Source organism: Mariprofundus ferrinatatus (genome assembly GCF_002795825.1).
Taxonomy (GTDB): Bacteria; Pseudomonadota; Zetaproteobacteria; order Mariprofundales; family Mariprofundaceae; genus Mariprofundus; species Mariprofundus ferrinatatus.
On record NZ_CP018800.1, the window covers coordinates 503,626 to 521,944 of the forward strand.

Here is an 18,319-nt window from a genome sequence, read left to right on the forward strand (position 1 = left end):
AGAGATCAGCCGTAGAGGCTGCTGATCGAACGTGCGTCGTAGATGCGCGTAATCGCTTCACCCATCAGCTGGGCAATTGTAATAATGCGCACTTTTCCGGTTTTCATGATCTTTTTCGGTTGCTTGATGCTGTCTGTTACCACCAGTTCGTGCAGGCCGGAATTGGCGAGGCGCTCGGACGCCGGGCCGGAAAGAACACCGTGTGAGGCGTAGGCGCTGACCTTGGTGGCGCCCTTTTCAAGCAGCGCATCCACTGCACCGCACAGGGTGCCTGCCGTATCAACCATGTCGTCTATGAGGATGCAGTGTTTGCCTTTGACCTCACCGATAATGTTCATCACCTTGGCCACATTGGGTGCGGGGCGACGTTTGTCGACGATGGCCATGTCCACGTGCAGGCGGTTAGCCAGAGCGCGGGCGCGAACCACGCCGCCAACATCCGGAGATACGATGATGGTATTTTCCATATCATTTCTGGCTTCGATATCTTTGGCAAACAGCGGAATGGCGAAGATATTATCTACTGGAATGTCGAAAAAGCCCTGAATCTGGGTGGCGTGGAGGTCGAGGGTGAGAATCCGCGTGGCACCGGCGCGACTGATCAGGTCGGCAACCAGCTTGGCCGAGATGGGGGTGCGTCCGGCACTTTTACGATCCTGTCGGGCATAGCCGAAATATGGAATTACGGCACAGATGTTGCGGGCCGAGGCGCGTTTGGCCGCATCGATAAAAATCAGCAGTTCCATCAGGTTGGAGTTGCACGGTTTGCTGGTGCTCTGGATAAAGAAGGCATCCAGGCCGCGGATGGTCTCCTGAACCTGAAGGAAGATTTCACCATCTGAAAAACGCTGCATGTAGATCTCGCCCAGAGGCTTTCCGATGTGTTCACAGATATCTTGTGCAAGCGGCGGATTGGATGTGCCGGAAAAAAGCCGAAGTTTCTCGTGGACCATGGTGTGATCACTCCTCTGTTCGATAGAGCAGGCCTCATCAACCGCTTCTATCAAGGTTCTGCTGTGTAACTGGCTGGGACGGCAGGATTCGAACCTGCGCATGACGGGATCAAAACCCGCTGCCTTACCGCTTGGCTACGTCCCAATATTTTCTATCCAGCGGGTGCCTCTCCCGCATACTTCCGACATGCGTCCAGAAGCTCGGATTCTGCGCCTTGAGTTGCGCTGCTACTTTGCCGGCCTGTCCGCTATCGCTGAACAGGGCGATGCATGTAGATCCGCTACCGCTCATCCATGCCAAAACCGACTCTTTTCGCAAGCTGCTCAGTAGTTGCGACACTCCATTGCTCAGGCTGCAGGCGCTGCCTTCGAGGTCATTTCTTCCGAGGTTGGCTGAATTGGGCCGGATGGTATCCACCCCCCCATACGGGGTCAATGAACGACGGCCGCTATCCACTTCATGATCGAAGTGACGGAACACCTCGGCGGTAGAAAGTCCGCTGCCGGGCCAGACCAGCAGCAGGGTTTTCTCGGGCAAAACTTCCGGATAGTCGTTAAGCCTTTCGCCGATACCGTGCGCCCAGCTTGTCCTGCCGTAAAGAAAACAGGGGATATCGGCCCCGAACGGCGCGGCAAACGCAATAAGCTCCTGCAGGGAGCATCCTGCCTTCCAGAGCCTGTTGGCGGCCAGAAGTGCAGTTGCCGCATCGGATGAGCCGCCGCCAAGGCCTGCCTGTTCAGGGATATGTTTGACGATATGCAGTGCGAGCCCGTCGCTTATCCCGTGGCGAGCCCTGAATGCCTCCAGCAGCCGATAGACCAGGTTGCGCTCTCCCGACAGGGAGGGGTTGGAGCATGTGACTTTCAGTTCGGCGCAATCCTCGATAATCACTTCGTCGCAGATATCGGTGTAGGCGAAGCTGGTATCCAGCTCGTGCATGCCGTCATCGCGGATGGCGGTGACGAACAGGTGCAGGTTGATTTTTGCGGGAGCGGGCAGTGAGCGTTTCATGGCGTAATGATCAGCGTGGCCTGGCGCCCCTGCTTGATGTCGGTCATCACCAGTTTCTTGGACTCTGCGTACCACTGCAGGCGGATGGCGTGACCGGAGTTCCGGCTCTCCCACAGATCCGGTTTGGCCTCAGTGAAGTGGGAAGGCATCTTGCCGAGAAGGATCAGGGCAAGCTGTTGCGGCGGCATGACAATGCCGTGGCTGCCAAGCTGATCTGCACTGATCGCCCTCCAGAAGTGGTCATTGCTGTCGCGGACCTGCATCTGGCGGCCGGCCCAGCGGAACTCCACTACCGTGCCGGTGGCGGCATGGGTCAACCGTACATCACCGCGATCTGCCCTCTCGGCACGCCACTGTATCACCACCTGCCAGCGCCGTGTTGGCTCCATCACAATAAGGCGCCCCGAGAAGTTGCTGTAGGGGCCGATCGTCGTGGATTGTTGCGGCGGCTGTTTGGCGCATCCGGCCGTTAACGCCATGCCGATCATGAGCAATAGCGCAACAAGAGGGGGCGCGGGGATTCTCTTCACTCGCCTTCCTGCAGCCCGCCGGCAATTTTCTTCCTGAGTTTCTCCGGGCTCTCCGTATTGGCATCAATGGCCTTCTGCCAGGCAGTTCGTGCCGCTTCCTGCTCCCCGGCCCTCCAGAGAATATCGCCGAGGTGCTCATGCATGACCGGGTCGTCTTCGACCTGTTTTATGGCTCTCTGCTGGGTCTCCAGTGCCTTTCCGTATTCGCCGCGCTTATAGTAAACCCAGGCCAGTGAGTCGAGGTAGTAGCCATCATCCGGTTTAATGCCCAGCGCCTGCTGAATAAGCATCTCAGCCTTATTCAGCTGAACACCCCTGACCGCATAGCTGTAGCCCAGGAAGTTCATGGCTTCGGAGTGCTTCGGATCAGCTGCAAGTAGCTGTATCAGGGTCTTTTCGAGCTCTTCATGCTTATTCAGATTCTCATAGGCGACTGCGCGGTTGAAGAGTATCTGCGGGTGAACAGTCTCCATCGACAGGGCGACCTCAGTCTCTTCAAGCAGGAGCCTGTACTGCTTATGGGCCAGCCGGATCGCCGAGCGCAGAAGTTGTGCATCGACATGTTGCGGATCCGACTTCAGAACCCTTTCGAGGCGTGCCATAGCCTTTTTGAACTGTTTGTCGGCAAAATCCAGCCCTGCCAGGCGCACCTGTGCATCGGGGCCTGCCTTGCCTTCGGGGTCGACAGCTTCATAAAGCTCTCTCGCCTCCGCAGGTCGTTGTAACACTTCGAGGCTGGAGGCCAGGTAAAACCTGCTTTCATCGTCCGGGTTCCCCTGGTACAGCTTCCGGAAAGTCTGTTCCGCTTTTTCAAAGTCGTGATAGCGGAAATAGAGCATGCCCAGCGTTCGCAGAATCTCCGGATTGTCACCGGTACGGGATGCAAGATCCCTGTAGACCATAATCGCTTCCGGGATGCGCTTGTCCTGAATCATCACTTTCCCGAGCGCATGACCTACCAGAATGGCGTCCGGATTGGCCTGCAGGAAGTCGCGCAGGATCTTCTCGGCCTTGGCAAGCTTGTTCTCCTTCAGGGCTATATTGCTCAGCATCAGAACAGCTGCATCATTTTCAGGGGCGAGTTTTCTCAGGCGGTTTAGGGATATTTCTGCCGCCCGGTACTCCTGCTGCTTGAGCAGGAGCTGGGCCTGTAACAGGCGGAACTGCGGAAGCTCTTCAATAAGGATGGCCTTATCAATGGCGGCAAGGGCGTCATCAAGACGGTTCTGGTCGGCAAGGATGCGCGCCTGCAGGTCGCGTCCCTGGATATGAACCGGATTCTTCTCAAACAGTGCATCAAGCAGCTGAAGTGCCTCTTCCTGCTTGTTGCTGCCCACTTTCAGTCGCGCCTGGGTAATCAGCAGCTTTTCGTGGTCCCCCTCCTGGAGCGGCTTTTTCAGCAGCGTCTCAATCTGCATCTCGGCCTCATCACTTCGATCCAGCTGCAGCAGCAGGCCGGCCAGCTGGACGTGTGGTTCGATCGAATCGGGATCCCTGACTACCAGTGCGGTAAGGAATTCGGCGGCCAGTTCCGTATTGCCATCCTTGATAGCATTCTGGGCTGCCAGGTATAGAAACTCCGGCTCCATCTGCTGCATCTGTTCTGCCAGTTGCTGCTGTGCCATCTCTGTCTTGCTGCTGCTTTCATCCTGATCCGCAGGCATCTGTGTCGCACATGCCTGCAGCAGAAGGAGGGAGGAGATCAGGGCGGTGATCACGCCCGGGTAGCGGATCATGCAGGCTCCTGAATGCGGATTTCCTGAAACCGGTTGCCACTGTCGTTGACGGACCAGCAGCGCAGAGATGCCGCTTTTCCATCACAGATGCTGACAATCGGATAGGCGAACCCCTCCCACGCGCTGCCGAGATCTGTTGGCGATGGTTTGGCGGGGCAGTCCGGATGCGAGTGATAGACACCCACGATCTCAAGGCCGCTGCCGCGCAGCTCGCGGTCGATGCGCTGATAGGCAGCAGGATCGAGCTCAAAGCGGTCTGCCGCCCGTTCACTGTTCAGGTTATCCACCTGCCGGACTTCGCTGATTTGCCACCCCTCTGCATCCAGCCTGCCGATCAAAAGGCCGCAGATCTCGTGCGGATAGCCTGACTCGCCCTGTTCTTTGATTGCCTTCAGGCAATCATCAGCAATACGGAGTCGGTTTGATGATTCAGCCGCGTCGATGATGTCGAGATATTCGGGGCTTCTGAATCGTTCAGGTTCGTAAACGGCTGTAGTCAAGTTGAATGCTCCATGGGCACTATGATGGGTCGGGTGGTGTGGCAATCCTGTATAGGCCGCGGCCTAGCCTATCGTCTGCCCACGGCTTGCCAACTACCTGCTAAGCGTAGGCCAAAAAAAAGGGAAGGCAAAATGCCTTCCCTTTTGAAACAGCTGCTTCCGAAACTTAGCGTTTGGAGAACTGTGGAGCGCGACGGGCCTTTTTAAGACCGGCTTTCTTACGCTCAACCTTACGTGAGTCGCGGGTCAGGAAGCCTGCAGATTTCAGGGTTGGACGAAGGCCCGCATCATATTCGAGCAGAGCACGGGCCAGACCGTGACGAATGGCGCCTGCCTGACCGGAGATGCCGCCACCGTTTACGTTAACGCGAACATCAATGCGACCGGAGAGCTGGGTCTCGGTCAGTGGCAGAAGTGCCTGCTGACGTACGATCTCAACCGGGAAGTAGTTTTCCACTTCGCGACCGTTCACCAGAACCTTGCCACTGCCGGACTGGATGATTACTCGGGCTACGCTACGTTTGCGGCGGCCAGTGCCGCGGTACATTGTCTCTGCCATCTTATCGTTTCCTCTATGCGTCTAACGCTTAATTCAGTTTCAGTGCTTCAGGCTGCTGTGCGGTGTGCGGATGATCGCTGCCAGCGTAAACCTTCAGCTTTTTCAGCATGGAACGGCCCAGAGGACCTTTCGGCATCATGCCTTTGACGGCTGCTTCAATGATGCGCTCAGGATGCTGTGCACGCTGTTTACCCAGCGTGATGCTCTTCAGACCGCCGGCAAAACCAGTGTGGCGGTAATAAACTTTGTCGCTCTCTTTGTTGCCGGTTACAGCAACTTTTTCAGCGTTGATGACGATAACATGGTCACCACAATCAGCATGCGGGGTGTACTGCGGACGATGTTTGCCGCGCAGAACAGTTGCTACCTGAGTTGCCAGTCGGCCAAGTACGAGATCAGAGGCATCTACAATATACCATTTGCGTTCAACATCGCCGGGGCGAACAGTCCAAGTACGCATATTTTTCTCCATGTTTGCGTTTGTTATGGCGACCTTTTTCAACAGGGTCTGCCATGCAAGGGCGGCGCATTATAAGTTGGGGGTGGTTGATGTCAAATGCCATTACGCATTAATCAGGTGGTTCTGTGATTCTTCAGCCTGCGGACATCAGGCCGCATTTTGCAATTCTCATCATCCACTATCTATATAATTGGTAGCGCCATATCAGAAAACCCGAAAACAGCCCCTGATGGCAGCGCCATGTGATATTGTGAGGCCGGTGAAGGGGGCTGCATCTGGACGGAGGCGCCTGCCTGCCGCGGGGTGGTTTATCGCTTCTTTCGGGAAGGCGGCAGTTCCGCTATTATGCCGACCTCTTTTTATCGATTTTGGAGGTAATATCCGCATGAACGAGCAACTGCTAGGTGAGGGGCTGACCTTTGATGATGTGCTGCTGGTGCCGCAGGCAAGCAGTGTTATGCCCAGAACGGCAGACACCTCGGCACAGTTTACAAAAAATATTCGCCTGAATATCCCGGTGGTTTCCGCCGCCATGGACACGGTAACCGAATCCGGAACAGCCATTGCTCTGGCGCAGGAGGGCGGGATCGGTGTGATTCACAAAAACCTGACCGCAGCTGAGCAGGCTGCAGAGGTGAGGCGTGTGAAGCGTTATGAGGCTGGCGTGGTCCAGGAGCCTCTGACTGTGTCGCCGGAAACCACGCTGGCTGAAGTACACCGCCTGGCGAAGGAGAACGGTTTCTCCGGATTCCCGGTTCTCGACAACGACGGCAAGGTGTGCGGCATTGTTACCAATCGTGATATCCGTTTTGAACGTGATCCGCTGACCAAAGTGGCAGATATGATGACACCGAAGGAGCGCCTGGTTTCCGTACATCAGGGTGTGGATCTCGATGCGTGCAAAGAGCTGTTCCGCCAGCACCGTATCGAAAAGCTACCGGTCGTTGATGACTCGGGCGTGCTGCGCGGCATGATGACCGTACGCGACATTGAGAAGTCCAAAGCATTTCCGAATGCGGTACGCGATGATCTTGGTCGCCTGCTTGCGGCGGCTGCGATTGGCGTTGGAGAGAAGGAGCTGGAGCGTTTCGAGGCACTCTACGCTGCCGGTGTCGATGCCATTATCGTGGATACGGCGCATGGCCACTCCAGTGGCGTCATTGAACAGGTGCGCGAAATCAAGCGCCAGTATGGTGACAAGATTCAGGTAGTGGGTGGTAATGTGGCCACAGCCGAAGCAGTTCGTGATCTGGCCAATGCAGGTGCTGATGCCGTCAAGGTGGGGATCGGCCCGGGCTCGATCTGTACCACCCGTATTGTCGCAGGTGTCGGTGTACCACAGCTGACAGCTGTAATGCAGTGTGCCCTGGCAGGCCGCGAGCTGGGCGTGCCGATCATTGCCGATGGCGGTATCAAGTTCTCAGGCGATTTCGCCAAGGCGATGGCTGCAGGTGCCTCGACCTGCATGTTCGGCTCGATGTTTGCCGGCACTGAAGAGGCACCGGGTGAGAAGATTCTCTACAAGGGACGCACCTACAAGGCGTATCGCGGCATGGGTTCGATCGGCGCGATGAAACAGGGAAGCAAGGACCGTTACTTCCAGGGTGATGTCGATGAGGCGATGAAGCTGGTGCCCGAGGGTATTGAGGGGCGTGTGGCTTACAAGGGCTCAGTCGGCGACATCCTGCACCAGCTGGTCGGCGGCTTGCGCGCGGCGATGGGTTATACCGGTGCGGCAACGCTTGCCGAGATGCATGCACGTGCCAAGTTTGTGCGCATCACCGGAGCAGGCTTGCGTGAATCGCATGTGCATGACGTAACGATTACCGAGGAAGCGCCGAACTATCGCCTCGACAGTTAATTGTCGGGTTATTAACCGAAGAGGCACAAAGAGGCTAAGCAACCTTAGCATCTCTTTGTGCCTCTCTGATTTTATGGTGAGTATATAATGGAAAAGATTCTGATTCTGGATTTTGGTTCACAGTACACGCAGCTGATCGCACGACGTGTTCGTGAAGCTCAGGTTTACTCCGAGTTGCACCCCTGGGATATGAGCGAACAGGAGATTCGCGACTTTAACCCCTCCGGTATCATTCTTTCAGGTGGACCGAACTCTGTTTACGAGGAGGAGACTCCGAAGGCGCCGCAGGTGGTGTTCGAGCTTGGCGTACCTGTACTTGGTATCTGCTACGGTATGCAGACGATGGCTGCTCAGCTGGGCGGCGCTGTTGAAACCGGGCATGTGCGGGAATTCGGCTATGCCGAGCTGAAAAGGACCGGAGACTCCCCGCTGCTGCGCGGCATTGAAGATAAGGAGGGGGGTGTTCTTGACGTCTGGATGAGTCACGGTGATAAGGTGGCTGCGTTGCCGGACGGCTTTGAGGTGATCTGTTACAACGACTCCACCCCGATTGCCGGCATGGCGGATGAGAGCCGTCGTTTCTATGCGCTGCAGTTCCACCCTGAAGTAACCCATACCCATCAGGGCAAGGCGATGCTGTCACGTTTTGTACACGACATCTGCGGTTGCGGCCGTGAGTGGACCATGCCGCACTATATTGACGAGGCGGTTGCGAAAATCCGTGAGCAGGTAGGCGATGAAGAGGTGATTCTCGGTCTGTCCGGCGGTGTTGATTCATCGGTGGCGGCAGCCCTGTTGCAGCGCGCCATTGGTGATCAGCTCACCTGCATCTTTGTTGATAACGGCCTGCTTCGCCTGAATGAGGCTGAGCAGGTAATGGAGATGTTCGCCCACAACCTCGGTGTAAAGGTGGACCATGTTGATGCATCCGAGAAGTTCATGAGCGAGCTGGCGGGCGTCTCCGACCCTGAAGCCAAGCGCAAGATTATCGGTCGCGAGTTCGTGCATGTGTTCCAGAAAGAGGCGGAAAGCATGCCTCAGGCCAAATGGCTCGCACAGGGTACCATCTATCCCGACGTGATCGAATCGGCCGGTTCAAAAACCAAGAAGGCGCATACAATTAAGAGTCACCATAACGTTGGCGGCCTGCCGGATACGCTGCATCTGAAGCTGCTTGAACCGCTGCGCGATCTCTTCAAGGATGAGGTGCGTGAGTTGGGTGTGGCGCTCGGGTTGCCGCACGACATGGTCTACCGCCATCCGTTCCCGGGTCCGGGTCTCGGCGTACGCATACTCGGCGAAGTCAAAAAAGAGTATGCCGATCTGCTGCGTCGGGCCGATGCCATCTTTATCGATGAACTGCGTGCCTCCGGCTGGTATGAGAAGACAAGCCAGGCCTTCGTGGTGTTCCTGCCGGTGAAATCGGTGGGCGTGATGGGCGATGGCCGCACTTACGAGTGGGTTGTGGCACTGCGTGCCGTTGAAACGCAGGATTTCATGACCGCCCACTGGGCAGAGCTTCCTCATGCCCTGCTTGCCAAAGTGTCCAACCGCATCATTAATGAGGTGCGTGGCATCAATCGGGTGGTTTACGATGTGTCTGGCAAGCCTCCCGCAACCATTGAGTGGGAGTAACTGCAGGCGCAGCCTTGCGCTGTTCTGTTTTCACGCTGATTATATGGGGCGGTTCATTGCACATTCGCACTGATCTGCCTAAAGTATGACTTGAATATCAATATTCATTTTTTTCGAGAGGGGAGATTCACCATGAAAAAAATCTTTATCATGGCCTGTGTGGCGATGCTGGCAGCTTGCAGCCAGCCTGCAGAGCAGAAAAAGGCGCCTGTGGCACCGCCGCCGGTTCAGGCAATCTCTCTGGATAGTGATCAGGCGCGTTTCAGCTATGCAATAGGTATGGATATCAGCACCTCGGTGGCCCAGTTGGGTGTGGAGATCGATAGCAAAGTCCTTGCATTGGCGATTGCCGACCATCTGGCCGGTAAGGAGAGCAAGCTGACTCAGGATGAGGCAGCGACGATCAAGCAGGAGTACCTGATTGATCAGGCCATCAAACGTGCTGCTGCCGAAAAAGCAGCGGCAGAAAAGGCTGAGGCGGAGAGGATTGCTGCCGAGAAGGCCGCTGCTGAGAAGGCTGCCGCTGAGAAGGCTGCTGCTGAGAAGGCTGCTGCTGAGAAGGCTGCTGCTGAGAAGGCTGCTGCTGAGAAGGCTGCCGCTGAGAAGGCTGCTGCTGAGAAGGCTGCTGCTGAGAAGGCCGCTGCTGAGAAGGCCGCTGCTGAGAAGGCCGCTGTTGAGAAGGCTGTTGCTGAGAAGGCTGCTGCTGAGAAGGCTGCCGCTGAGAAGGCTGCCGCTGAGAAGGCTGCCGCTGAGAAGGCTGCTGCTGAGAAGGCTGCCGCTGAGAAGGCTGCCGCTGAGAAGGCTGCCGCTGAGAAGGCCGCTGCTGAGAAGGCTGCCGCTGAGAAGGCTGCCGCTGAGAAGGCTGCTGCTGAGAAGGCCGCTGCTGAGAAGGCCGCTGCTGAGAAGGCCGCTGCTGAGAAGGCTGCCGCTGAGAAGGCTGCCGCTGAGAAGGCTGCCGCTGAGAAGGCCGCTGCTGAGAAGGCTGTGCCTGCTGCGGGAAAGTAATCGGTTCCCGGCTTTAATAACTCAATCTGGCCATACGTTCGTGGCATCATGGCCGTGCAGCTATTATTTATCCTGAATGAACTCAAGGAGTACACAACATGAAAAAGATTATTGCGCTTGCCTGTCTGGCAATGCTGGCTGCCTGCGGACAGCAGGCGGAAGACAAAAAGGCCACATCGGTCAATCTTGATAGTGAAAACGCCAGACTGAGCTATGCCATCGGCATGGATATCGGCATGTCACTGAAAACACTGGATACCAACCTTGATCGCGCTGTGATGATTGCAGCGATAAACGACCGTCTGGATGGTGTCGACACAAAACTTTCCCAGGAAGAGGCGGGAAAGGTAAAACAGGAGTTTTTCGTAAAACAGGCACAGATCAAGGAAGCTGAGCGTAAAGCTGCCGGCGAGAAGAATGCCGCGGAGGGCGCAGCCTTTCTGACCGAGCATGCCAAGAAAGAGGGTGTGACCGTAACCGAGAGCGGACTTCACTATCAGGTGATCCGCGAGGCAGATGGCGCCAAACCGACTCTCGAAGACAGTGTTCGCGTCCACTATAAGGGAACATTGATCGATGGTACCGAATTCGATTCTTCATACAGCCGTGGTGAGCCCATCAGCTTCCCGCTGGGCGGTGTAATAGCTGGTTGGCAGGAGGGTGTTCAGCTGATGAACGTCGGCTCCAAATACCGCTTCGTGCTGCCATCGGAGCTGGCATATGGTGAGCGTGGGGCCGGCAACACGATTGGCCCGAACAGCGTACTGATTTTTGAGGTGGAACTGCTGGCTATCGTAGATGAGAAGGCGGAGGCCGAAGCGGCTGCCGCAGCTGCAGAAGCGACCCAGAAAACAGCAGAAGCTGCGCAGGAAGCTGCGAAGCAGTAATTCCTGATCAGTGATGAATCGCATTTGTTTCATCATTTTGTCATAATTCGCAAATAATATTTGAGCCCTTCTCCTTTATCGGAGGAGGGTTCTTTGTTTAAATGATACGGTTGAGTTAATAAAAGGTATGGGGGCTTGATTTGAAGACTGCACTATTAAATCAGTATCGGGTGTGGGATGCGCCAACCCGGATTTTCCACTGGGTGAACTTTACCACGGTTCTCCTTCTGATCTTTATGGGACTGATGATGCTCTTTAAAAAGGATATGGGTATCACCAGCCTTGAAGCAAAAATCACGCTGAAAACCATTCATGTACTGATCGGTTATGTGTTTGTGTTGAATCTGCTGGTCAGGCTTGTCTGGGGTTTTGTCGGCAACCGTTTTGCGCGCTGGAGTTCCATTCTTCCGGGCAGTGGTTTCGGAACCCTGCTTTCCGGTTATCTCAACAGTATCAAAAAGGGTGATCCGCAGCAGTTTCTTGGCCATAACCCGCTCGGCAGGCTGGCTGTGACCGTTATCATGCTCTCTCTGATCGTGATGGCGATAACGGGTCTGACACGGGCCGGTACAGATATCTACTACCCGCCTTTCGGCTCCTACTTCGCTGCCAGTGTGGCTGCTGAAGGGGTCGATCCGGCATCACTGAAGCCGTATGACAAGACCGGTGTTGATGCAGCCAAGATGAAAGAGCTGGGCGCCTTCAAGGAGCCGTTTGGGGAAATTCATATCTACACATCCTATTTCCTGATGTTTCTCATTTTGCTGCACATCTTTGTTGTTGTACGCACCGAAATCAAAGAGGGAGGCGGGCTTGTTTCTGCCATGATCTCAGGCCGTAAGGTGCTCTCAAAAGATCCGGAGGATATGAAAGATTAAGCGTTAAACAGAAACGCCCGGCAATGCCGGGCGTTTCTGTTTTTGCGCAGGCCTAATTAAATTATCGCGTCCTGACTGGCCAGACCTTCATGTTCGGCGGGATCCAGTTCGGACTGGAACACCTCAACGGACTCAGCGGCATTGGTACTGTTTCTGAACCTGGCGAGATGAATCAGGGCATCCCCCTCATAGACCAGCGGCAGATTTGTGCGCCCGATAACGATGCCGTTGCCGGGTGCGGTAAGGCAGACCTCGTTCGCACCAAACGGATCACCCACATAACCAAGCATGTCACCCTTTTGAACTGAGGCGCCGAGAGGAACAGTCATTCTCAGAATGCCGCTCTGAGGAGAGCGAATCCAGAAATTTGATTTAACAAATCGTGGCTGGAAGCTCTTGCTTGCAGTCGACCTGGAGAGCATCCCGATCTCCCGCATTACATTGACTACGCCGCGCACACCCGCCCGGATACTGATCTCATCAAAGCGCAGTGCCTCTCCCCCCTCATAAACCAGCCAGGGGATATTCCTGTTTACAGCGGCCTCGCGAATCGTTCCCGGGCGCAGTCCCGCATCAATAATGATCGGTGCGCGAAATGCTTCGGCCATGCGAAGCGTTTCGGGGCAGTCGAGGTTGGCCCTGATCTGAGGGAAATTATCACGGTGGATTGCTGCCGTATGCAGATCGATGCCATGCGTCGATTTTTCAACGATCTCTTTCATGAACAGGCTGGCAAGACGCCCTGCCAGCGATCCGATTTCTGAACCCGGGAAACAGCGGTTCAAGTCACGTCGGTCGGGCAGGTAGCGGCTCATATGGATAAAGCCGTAGACATTCACAATGGGAATGGCGATCAGGGTGCCACGAATGCGTGACAGCGTCTTCAGGCCGATCAGCCGCCGGATGATCTCTACCCCGTTAATTTCATCGCCGTGAATCGCACCACACACCAGCAGTGTGGGGCCGTTTCTCTTGCCGCGGATGACATGCACCGGCATGTGCAGGTCGGAGTGGGTGGAGAGCGGTGGAAGCGGAAACTCAACAATCGCCCGGTCTCCCGGAGCGATCCGGGTGCCGGCAATCATCAGGCCGTTACTCATCCTCTGCCCCGTGTTTTTGTGCGTCCTGATTTGGCATTCTTTTCAATACATCCGATGATCATGCCTGCCACATCCTTGCCGGTTGCCCGTTCAATGCCTTCAAGTCCAGGTGAAGAGTTCACCTCCATGACAAGCGGGCCATGGTTGGAGCGGAGCAGGTCCACACCGGCCACATTAAGTCCCATGATGGCAGCTGCCCGTACAGCCGTGGAGCGTTCTTCCGGGGTGATGCGTACAACTTCGGCACTGCCGCCGCGATGCAGGTTGGAGCGGAACTCCCCCTCTTTACCCTGACGCTTCATGGCTGCTACAACTTTTCCGTCAACAACAAGGCAGCGGATATCCGAACCGCCAGCCTCCTTGATAAACTCCTGTACCAGGATGTTGGCATTCAATCCGAAGAATGCCTCGATCACACTTTCTGCAGCCTTCTTGTTCTCTGCCAGAACCACGCCAATGCCCTGTGTACCTTCAAGAAGTTTAATCACAAACTGTTCGCCACCGACAGAGTTCAGCAGGTCATCAATATCATCGGGATTGCGGGCAAAACCGGTCACCGGCAGGCCGATTCCTTTGCGTGCCAGCAGCTGTATCGAGCGAAGTTTGTCGCGCGAACGTGAGATGGCAACGGACTCATTTAGCGGATACACGCCCATCATCTCAAACTGCCTGAGCACGGCAGTACCGTAAAAGGTTACCGAGGCGCCAATACGGGGAATGACAGCATCAAACCCGTCTAGCGTCTCACCTTTATAATGAATGGATGGCCGCATCGAGGTGATGTTCATATAGCAGCGCAGATGATCAAGAACCTGCACCTCATGTCCGCGCTCTTTGGCAGCATCTGCGAGTCTCCTGGTGGAGTAGAGTTTCGGGTTGCGGGACAGGATAGCAATTTTCAAGCTTTATCTCCTAGATGATAAACTGTTTATGATTTGGGCTTGCCAAGCAGGTACGACTCCTGCGGATCTACTGTGAATGTGCCATGCATTGCGGTTCGTCCGAGCAGCATTCGAAACTTCATGTTTTCTCGGTTGGTAAGCGTGATCTCTACCGTTTTTTTGCAGTCACCTAGCTGCAGTGTGGTGGAAATGACCGGACGTAGTTCCCGGTGGCCGCCGGAATCGGTGACATTGCGCTCGTCGAGAAGGGGGGCAGTGCACTTTTTCACGACAGATGCGTCGTGCTGAAAGGGGTGAATGCTGAAACGCACATATGCGACCCCACGCTTTTCGAATCTTTCCAGTTCGAATGTGTGCAGCGCGGAAGTGCGGGCACCGGTATCCACCTTCATCTTGATCGCATCGATGCCGAGCTCCGGCAGAGATCCCCATTCGCGCCATCCAAGCGTGATTTTATCCATGATTAAAGACCTGTTCCTGTAGAAGGGTGCCGCAATGTCTCAACTGTAATTACCACCACTTGCGAACCTTGAAGATGATGGCCAGCACGATAGCCAGCAGAAGCATGCTCCAGACAGAGAGGGTAAACCCGTTCGGGTGACTCAGTATCTCCATGTGGGTGAAGTTCATGCCGAAGATGCCGGCGATAATACCCATCGGGGTCATCACGACAGTTATAACCGCAAGGAACTTCATCACATCATTCAGCCGCTGGCTGAGCAGCGACTGAACAGCCTGCATCACATTAAGTGCATGCTCAGCTTTCGATTCGGCAAGCGCGGCAGCCCGGTGCATATGCTCAAGGGCATCAGCGAGAACGACGCTGCTGTGATACGTTTCGTCGATCTTCAGCTTTTCAATGACTGCTGCGTTAGTTATTCCAAGCCTAGCCAGAGCAGAGAGCTCTTTGCGCATGCTCAGAAGGTGAGAGAGGTCAGCCTTGCTGACATCTGCAAGGCACTCATCCTCGAACTCATCAATATCTTCACGGAGGATATAAACGCGCTGCAACAGGTGATCAACAAGTTTGTGAATAATTCTGGAGACGCACTCGGCAACAGTGAGATCCACCATCTCCTTGCTGGAAAAACGGTGGTGTCGCTCTTCAGGCCAGATCAGGCAGACCATCTCTTTATCGGCCAGGATCGATACGCTGGTGGTCAGGCTCTCTTCCTCATCGCTCTTTTTGTCGATGGGAAAACGAAGAATAATATGAACTGTTTCGCCTGCCATCCGGGTAAAGTGGGGGGGGTGGTTCGGGTTGCGAATATCCTTGATATGCAGGTCGTCCAGAGAAAAACGCTCCTGGATAGCGTCAAGAATCTCATCCGATGGATTGGCCAGACGAAGCAGTGTTTGCTTACCTTCAAGTGCCTCCTGCCAGGAGACAGGATGCATGCCGGCAAGCTTGTGGCTTATTACATCTTCACGGTGTTCAACTGGCGAATGCTCTGACTGCATACAGTCTCCTTATTGCAACAATATAGATGATGTTATGCGGGATTGGAAACAGAGCGGTCCGTGACCTTATTTGAAAATAAGCACCCCGGCTTCAGCCGGGGTGACGAATACTAGCCTGCAACTGCCTCGAAACAGCGCGGACAGAGCCCATCATGGATGTCATGAGACGCATCCGCGGGGCTGCCCACATTCCAGCAGCGAGGGCATTTAATGCCCTCTGCTGGGCGCACAGACAGGTTGTGTCCTTCCTCAACTCTGGCCACGATGAACAGCTGTTCCCAGCTCTCATTCAGCGATGCTGCAAATGAACCCTCCAGATTTGGAATGGTAACGGTTGCGGCAATGGATGAGCCGACAATCTTCTCTTTCTTGGCCTGATCGAGTGCCATGTTCACCTGTTCACGGATATCGAAGAAGCGATCCCATGCAGCCTCATCCACCTTGATATCTGCAACCGGATGGAAGTGGTGCATGTGAATCGAGTTTGCTGGTGAACCGGGCAGGAACTCCCATGCCTCTTCGGCCGTGAACGGAAGGATCGGAGCGACAAGGCGTATCAGGGTGTCGGCCAGATCATAGATCGTGGCGCGGGCTGAAGCGCGGCGTTTGGAGTCTGCGCTGTCGCAGTAGAGGCGATCCTTGATCACATCGAGGTAGAAGCCGCCGAGGTCGACCGAGCAGAAGTTATGCACCTCCTGATGGATACGGTGGAAGGCGTAGTTCTGGTAGGCCTCATCGACGTTTCGGGCTACCACCGAGAGGCGGTGTGAGGCCCACTGGTCAAGTGGCATGCGCTCGGCAAGTGGGACACTGTCGGTTTCAGGATTGAACCCGTCGATATTGCCAAGCAGGAAACGAACGGTGTTGCGGATACGACGATAGGCTTCGGCAAGCTGTTTCAGAATATCATCGGAGATGCGGATATCTGCCGAGTAGTCGCTTGATGCGATCCACATGCGCAGGATATCGGCTCCCATCTGCTGGATCACCTTCTGCGGCGCGATCACATTGCCTTTTGATTTGGACATCTTGTTGCCGTTCTTGTCGACAACGAACCCATGTGTCAGCACGCCTTTGAACGGCGCCACGCCACGGGTGCCTACGCTCTCAAGCAGGGAGGACTGGAACCAGCCGCGATGCTGGTCGCTCCCCTCCAGATAGAGGTCGGCCGGGCTGTCCAGTTCGGGCCGCTGTTCCAGTACGCAGGCGTGGGTGCTGCCGGAATCAAACCATACATCGAGGATGTCGGTCTCTTTCGTGAATTCGCTGCCGCCGCAATCGGGGCAAACCGAATCTTTCGGCAGGAATGCCGAAACATCTTTGGCGAACCAGACATCGGCACCACCCTCTTCAACCTGCAGTGCAATACCTTCGAGGACATCGGCTGTGGTGACCGCATGCGATGAACAGCCATTGCAGCGGATGGCTGTAATCGGAACGCCCCAGTTGCGCTGGCGTGAAACACACCAGTCCGGCCGCTGTTCGACCATCCCGCGGATGCGATTCTCGCCCCATTCAGGGGTCCATTTCGTTTTGCCGATTTCAACAAGCGCCTTGTTGCGCAGGTCGTTGGTATCCATAGAGATAAACCACTGCGGCGTAGCGCGGAAGATCAGCGGGTTGTGGCAGCGCCAGCAGTGCGGATAGGAGTGTTTCACCTCGCTGGTTTCAAGCAACGCACCGCAGTCGCGCAGGTGATCGATCACGATGCCGTTGGCCTGATAGACATGGCGGCCGGCAACCACAGGGGTCGCTTCATCGAAGATGCCGGTATCTCCGACCGGATTAAAGGCCTTCAGGCCGTACTTCATGCCGATTTCGTAATCTTCCTGGCCGTGGCCCGGCGCGGTATGCACGCTGCCGGTGCCGGCTTCTAGGGTGACATGGTCTCCGACAAGGATCGGTGCCTCCTGCTCAAGGTAGGGGTGGCAAAATTTGCGGTTATCCAGCTGGCTGCCGGTGAAACGGGCAACCACATCGCCTGTGCCGCCGATCTCGGCCATCACGCCTTCGCGCAGCTCCTCGGCCAGGATAAGAATCTCTCCCGCCTTGAGGTTACAGTTCTCGCCACAGTCCGTAATCTTCACGGCAGAGTATTCGATCTCCGGGCCGACAGAAACGGCGAGATTCGCAGGGATGGTCCACGGCGTGGTGGTCCAGATTACGATCGATACGTCACCTTTCAGTTCCGGTGCGATGTCGTTCAGGTCGTCGATGGCAGCGAACTTCACATAGATCGAGTGGGATGTGTGATCTTCATACTCCACTTCGGCCTCGGCCAGTGCCGTGGCGCATGAGACGCACCAGTGTACCGGCTTGGCGCCCTTGTAGAGGCCGCCATTGGAGAGGAAACGGCCAATCTCGCGAACGGTGTTGGCCTCAAAATGATAATCCATGGTGATGTACGGGTTGTCCCAGTCGCCAATAACGCCTAGACGCTTGAACTCCTCACGCTGCACATCAACCTGACCCTGTGCATATTCACGGCACTCGGCGCGGAACTCGGAGTCGCTGATATCTTCTTTTTTGCGCTTCTTCTTTTTGAACTTCTCCTCCACCTTCAGTTCGATCGGCAGGCCGTGGCAATCCCAGCCGGGAACATAGGGGGCATCAAATCCCATCATGGAGCGGGAGCGGACAACGATATCCTTGAGAACCTTATTGACGGCATGTCCGATATGGATGTTGCCGTTTGCATAGGGAGGGCCGTCATGCAGATGGAATTTCGGAGAATCTTTGCGGGTTTCACGAAGTTTGGCGTAGATGTTTTCCGCTTCCCAGTATGCCAGCCGTTTCGGCTCATTCTGCGGCAGGTTGCCGCGCATCGGGAAATCGGTTTT

The 18,319-nt window shown here is 55.5% G+C and carries 17 protein-coding genes and 1 tRNA gene; 5 read left to right on the plus strand and 13 right to left on the minus strand.

The genetic code is table 11. From position 1 onward, the window contains the following. Positions 1 to 5: 5 nt before the first annotated feature. The 8 genes from Ga0123462_RS02455 to rplM all read right to left on the minus strand — a co-directional run bounded on the left by Ga0123462_RS02455 (position 6) and on the right by rplM (position 5,750). Positions 6 to 953 carry a ribose-phosphate pyrophosphokinase gene (locus Ga0123462_RS02455; protein WP_100266446.1) on the minus strand — a complete coding sequence of 316 codons (948 nt, stop codon included), beginning with the start codon at positions 951 to 953 and terminating at the stop codon, positions 6 to 8. 70 nt (positions 954 to 1,023) lie between these two features. After that, positions 1,024 to 1,098 (minus strand) — tRNA-Gln (locus tag Ga0123462_RS02460). Further along, a complete protein-coding gene (locus Ga0123462_RS02465) occupies positions 1,078 to 1,965 on the minus strand; it encodes a 4-(cytidine 5'-diphospho)-2-C-methyl-D-erythritol kinase (protein ID WP_100264844.1) in 888 nt (295 codons plus the stop codon). The genes Ga0123462_RS02460 and Ga0123462_RS02465 overlap by 21 nt, the downstream gene beginning before the upstream one ends. Beyond that, on the minus strand, positions 1,962 to 2,495 hold the full coding sequence (locus Ga0123462_RS02470; RefSeq protein ID WP_157821238.1) for a lipoprotein insertase outer membrane protein LolB: 534 nt from the start codon (positions 2,493 to 2,495) through the stop codon (positions 1,962 to 1,964). The genes Ga0123462_RS02465 and Ga0123462_RS02470 overlap by 4 nt, the downstream gene beginning before the upstream one ends. Next, positions 2,492 to 4,231: a tetratricopeptide repeat protein gene (locus Ga0123462_RS02475; protein WP_100264846.1), complete on the minus strand. Its 1,740-nt coding sequence runs from the start codon at positions 4,229 to 4,231 to the stop codon at positions 2,492 to 2,494. Before Ga0123462_RS02475 ends, Ga0123462_RS02470 begins: the two co-directional genes overlap by 4 nt. Further along, a complete protein-coding gene (locus Ga0123462_RS02480; protein ID WP_100264847.1) occupies positions 4,228 to 4,731 on the minus strand; it encodes a M67 family metallopeptidase in 504 nt (167 codons plus the stop codon). Before Ga0123462_RS02480 ends, Ga0123462_RS02475 begins: the two co-directional genes overlap by 4 nt. A 166-nt stretch (positions 4,732 to 4,897) precedes the next feature. After that, on the minus strand, positions 4,898 to 5,290 hold the full coding sequence (gene rpsI / locus Ga0123462_RS02485; RefSeq protein ID WP_100264848.1) for a 30S ribosomal protein S9: 393 nt from the start codon (positions 5,288 to 5,290) through the stop codon (positions 4,898 to 4,900). Positions 5,291 to 5,318: 28 nt separating this feature from the next. After that, a complete protein-coding gene (rplM, locus tag Ga0123462_RS02490; protein ID WP_100264849.1) occupies positions 5,319 to 5,750 on the minus strand; it encodes a 50S ribosomal protein L13 in 432 nt (143 codons plus the stop codon). A gap of 385 nt (positions 5,751 to 6,135) precedes the next feature. On the opposite strand from rplM, the gene guaB reads away from it, so the two are divergent. The 5 genes from guaB to Ga0123462_RS02515 all read left to right on the plus strand — a co-directional run bounded on the left by guaB (position 6,136) and on the right by Ga0123462_RS02515 (position 12,016). Continuing rightward, the gene (guaB, locus tag Ga0123462_RS02495; RefSeq protein WP_100266447.1) at positions 6,136 to 7,611 is read left to right on the plus strand and encodes an IMP dehydrogenase; all 1,476 of its coding nucleotides are present in this window, start codon (positions 6,136 to 6,138) and stop codon (positions 7,609 to 7,611) included. 87 nt (positions 7,612 to 7,698) lie between these two features. Further along, positions 7,699 to 9,246 (plus strand): glutamine-hydrolyzing GMP synthase, encoded by a 1,548-nt coding sequence (gene guaA, locus Ga0123462_RS02500; protein ID WP_100264850.1) that lies wholly within the window; start codon positions 7,699 to 7,701, stop codon positions 9,244 to 9,246. Between the two features lie 132 nt (positions 9,247 to 9,378). Next, positions 9,379 to 10,251 carry an FKBP-type peptidyl-prolyl cis-trans isomerase N-terminal domain-containing protein gene (locus Ga0123462_RS02505; protein WP_198507371.1) on the plus strand — a complete coding sequence of 291 codons (873 nt, stop codon included), beginning with the start codon at positions 9,379 to 9,381 and terminating at the stop codon, positions 10,249 to 10,251. Between the two features lie 98 nt (positions 10,252 to 10,349). Then, entirely contained in the window at positions 10,350 to 11,138 is a 789-nt protein-coding gene (locus tag Ga0123462_RS02510; protein ID WP_100264851.1) for an FKBP-type peptidyl-prolyl cis-trans isomerase, read from the plus strand. 140 nt (positions 11,139 to 11,278) lie between these two features. Beyond that, positions 11,279 to 12,016 carry a cytochrome b/b6 domain-containing protein gene (locus tag Ga0123462_RS02515; protein WP_100264852.1) on the plus strand — a complete coding sequence of 246 codons (738 nt, stop codon included), beginning with the start codon at positions 11,279 to 11,281 and terminating at the stop codon, positions 12,014 to 12,016. Positions 12,017 to 12,072: 56 nt separating this feature from the next. Here Ga0123462_RS02515 and Ga0123462_RS02520 read toward each other — a convergent pair whose 3' ends face one another. The 5 genes from Ga0123462_RS02520 to ileS all read right to left on the minus strand — a co-directional run bounded on the left by Ga0123462_RS02520 (position 12,073) and on the right by ileS (position 18,304). Continuing rightward, positions 12,073 to 13,116 (minus strand): succinylglutamate desuccinylase/aspartoacylase family protein, encoded by a 1,044-nt coding sequence (locus Ga0123462_RS02520; RefSeq protein ID WP_100264853.1) that lies wholly within the window; start codon positions 13,114 to 13,116, stop codon positions 12,073 to 12,075. Beyond that, a complete protein-coding gene (gene rimK / locus Ga0123462_RS02525; protein ID WP_100264854.1) occupies positions 13,113 to 14,018 on the minus strand; it encodes a 30S ribosomal protein S6--L-glutamate ligase in 906 nt (301 codons plus the stop codon). Before rimK ends, Ga0123462_RS02520 begins: the two co-directional genes overlap by 4 nt. Before the next feature lie 26 nt (positions 14,019 to 14,044). Then, positions 14,045 to 14,479 carry an ATP-dependent zinc protease family protein gene (locus tag Ga0123462_RS02530; RefSeq protein ID WP_100264855.1) on the minus strand — a complete coding sequence of 145 codons (435 nt, stop codon included), beginning with the start codon at positions 14,477 to 14,479 and terminating at the stop codon, positions 14,045 to 14,047. 49 nt (positions 14,480 to 14,528) lie between these two features. Then, positions 14,529 to 15,479, minus strand: a complete 951-nt coding sequence (locus tag Ga0123462_RS02535) for a magnesium transporter CorA family protein (protein ID WP_100264856.1) — start codon at positions 15,477 to 15,479, stop codon at positions 14,529 to 14,531. A gap of 110 nt (positions 15,480 to 15,589) precedes the next feature. Beyond that, the gene (ileS, locus tag Ga0123462_RS02540; RefSeq protein WP_418287831.1) at positions 15,590 to 18,304 is read right to left on the minus strand and encodes an isoleucine--tRNA ligase; all 2,715 of its coding nucleotides are present in this window, start codon (positions 18,302 to 18,304) and stop codon (positions 15,590 to 15,592) included. Between the last annotated feature and the right edge of the window lie 15 nt (positions 18,305 to 18,319).

What these genes read in the sequence shown, in the direction of transcription:
- Ga0123462_RS02455 (WP_100266446.1), bottom strand. Translation starts at nt 953, where the DNA reads ATGGTCCACGAGAAACTTCGGCTTTTTTCCGGCACATCCAATCCGCCG.
- Ga0123462_RS02465 (WP_100264844.1), bottom strand. Translation starts at nt 1,965, where the DNA reads ATGAAACGCTCACTGCCCGCTCCCGCAAAAATCAACCTGCACCTGTTC.
- Ga0123462_RS02475 (WP_100264846.1), bottom strand. Translation starts at nt 4,231, where the DNA reads ATGATCCGCTACCCGGGCGTGATCACCGCCCTGATCTCCTCCCTCCTT.
- rpsI (WP_100264848.1), bottom strand. Translation starts at nt 5,290, where the DNA reads ATGGCAGAGACAATGTACCGCGGCACTGGCCGCCGCAAACGTAGCGTA.
- rplM (WP_100264849.1), bottom strand. Translation starts at nt 5,750, where the DNA reads ATGCGTACTTGGACTGTTCGCCCCGGCGATGTTGAACGCAAATGGTAT.
- guaB (WP_100266447.1), top strand. Translation starts at nt 6,136, where the DNA reads ATGAACGAGCAACTGCTAGGTGAGGGGCTGACCTTTGATGATGTGCTG.
- guaA (WP_100264850.1), top strand. Translation starts at nt 7,699, where the DNA reads ATGGAAAAGATTCTGATTCTGGATTTTGGTTCACAGTACACGCAGCTG.
- Ga0123462_RS02505 (WP_198507371.1), top strand. Translation starts at nt 9,379, where the DNA reads ATGAAAAAAATCTTTATCATGGCCTGTGTGGCGATGCTGGCAGCTTGC.
- Ga0123462_RS02510 (WP_100264851.1), top strand. Translation starts at nt 10,350, where the DNA reads ATGAAAAAGATTATTGCGCTTGCCTGTCTGGCAATGCTGGCTGCCTGC.
- Ga0123462_RS02520 (WP_100264853.1), bottom strand. Translation starts at nt 13,116, where the DNA reads ATGAGTAACGGCCTGATGATTGCCGGCACCCGGATCGCTCCGGGAGAC.
- Ga0123462_RS02530 (WP_100264855.1), bottom strand. Translation starts at nt 14,479, where the DNA reads ATGGATAAAATCACGCTTGGATGGCGCGAATGGGGATCTCTGCCGGAG.
- Ga0123462_RS02535 (WP_100264856.1), bottom strand. Translation starts at nt 15,479, where the DNA reads ATGCAGTCAGAGCATTCGCCAGTTGAACACCGTGAAGATGTAATAAGC.
- ileS (WP_418287831.1), bottom strand. Translation starts at nt 18,304, where the DNA reads ATGCGCGGCAACCTGCCGCAGAATGAGCCGAAACGGCTGGCATACTGG.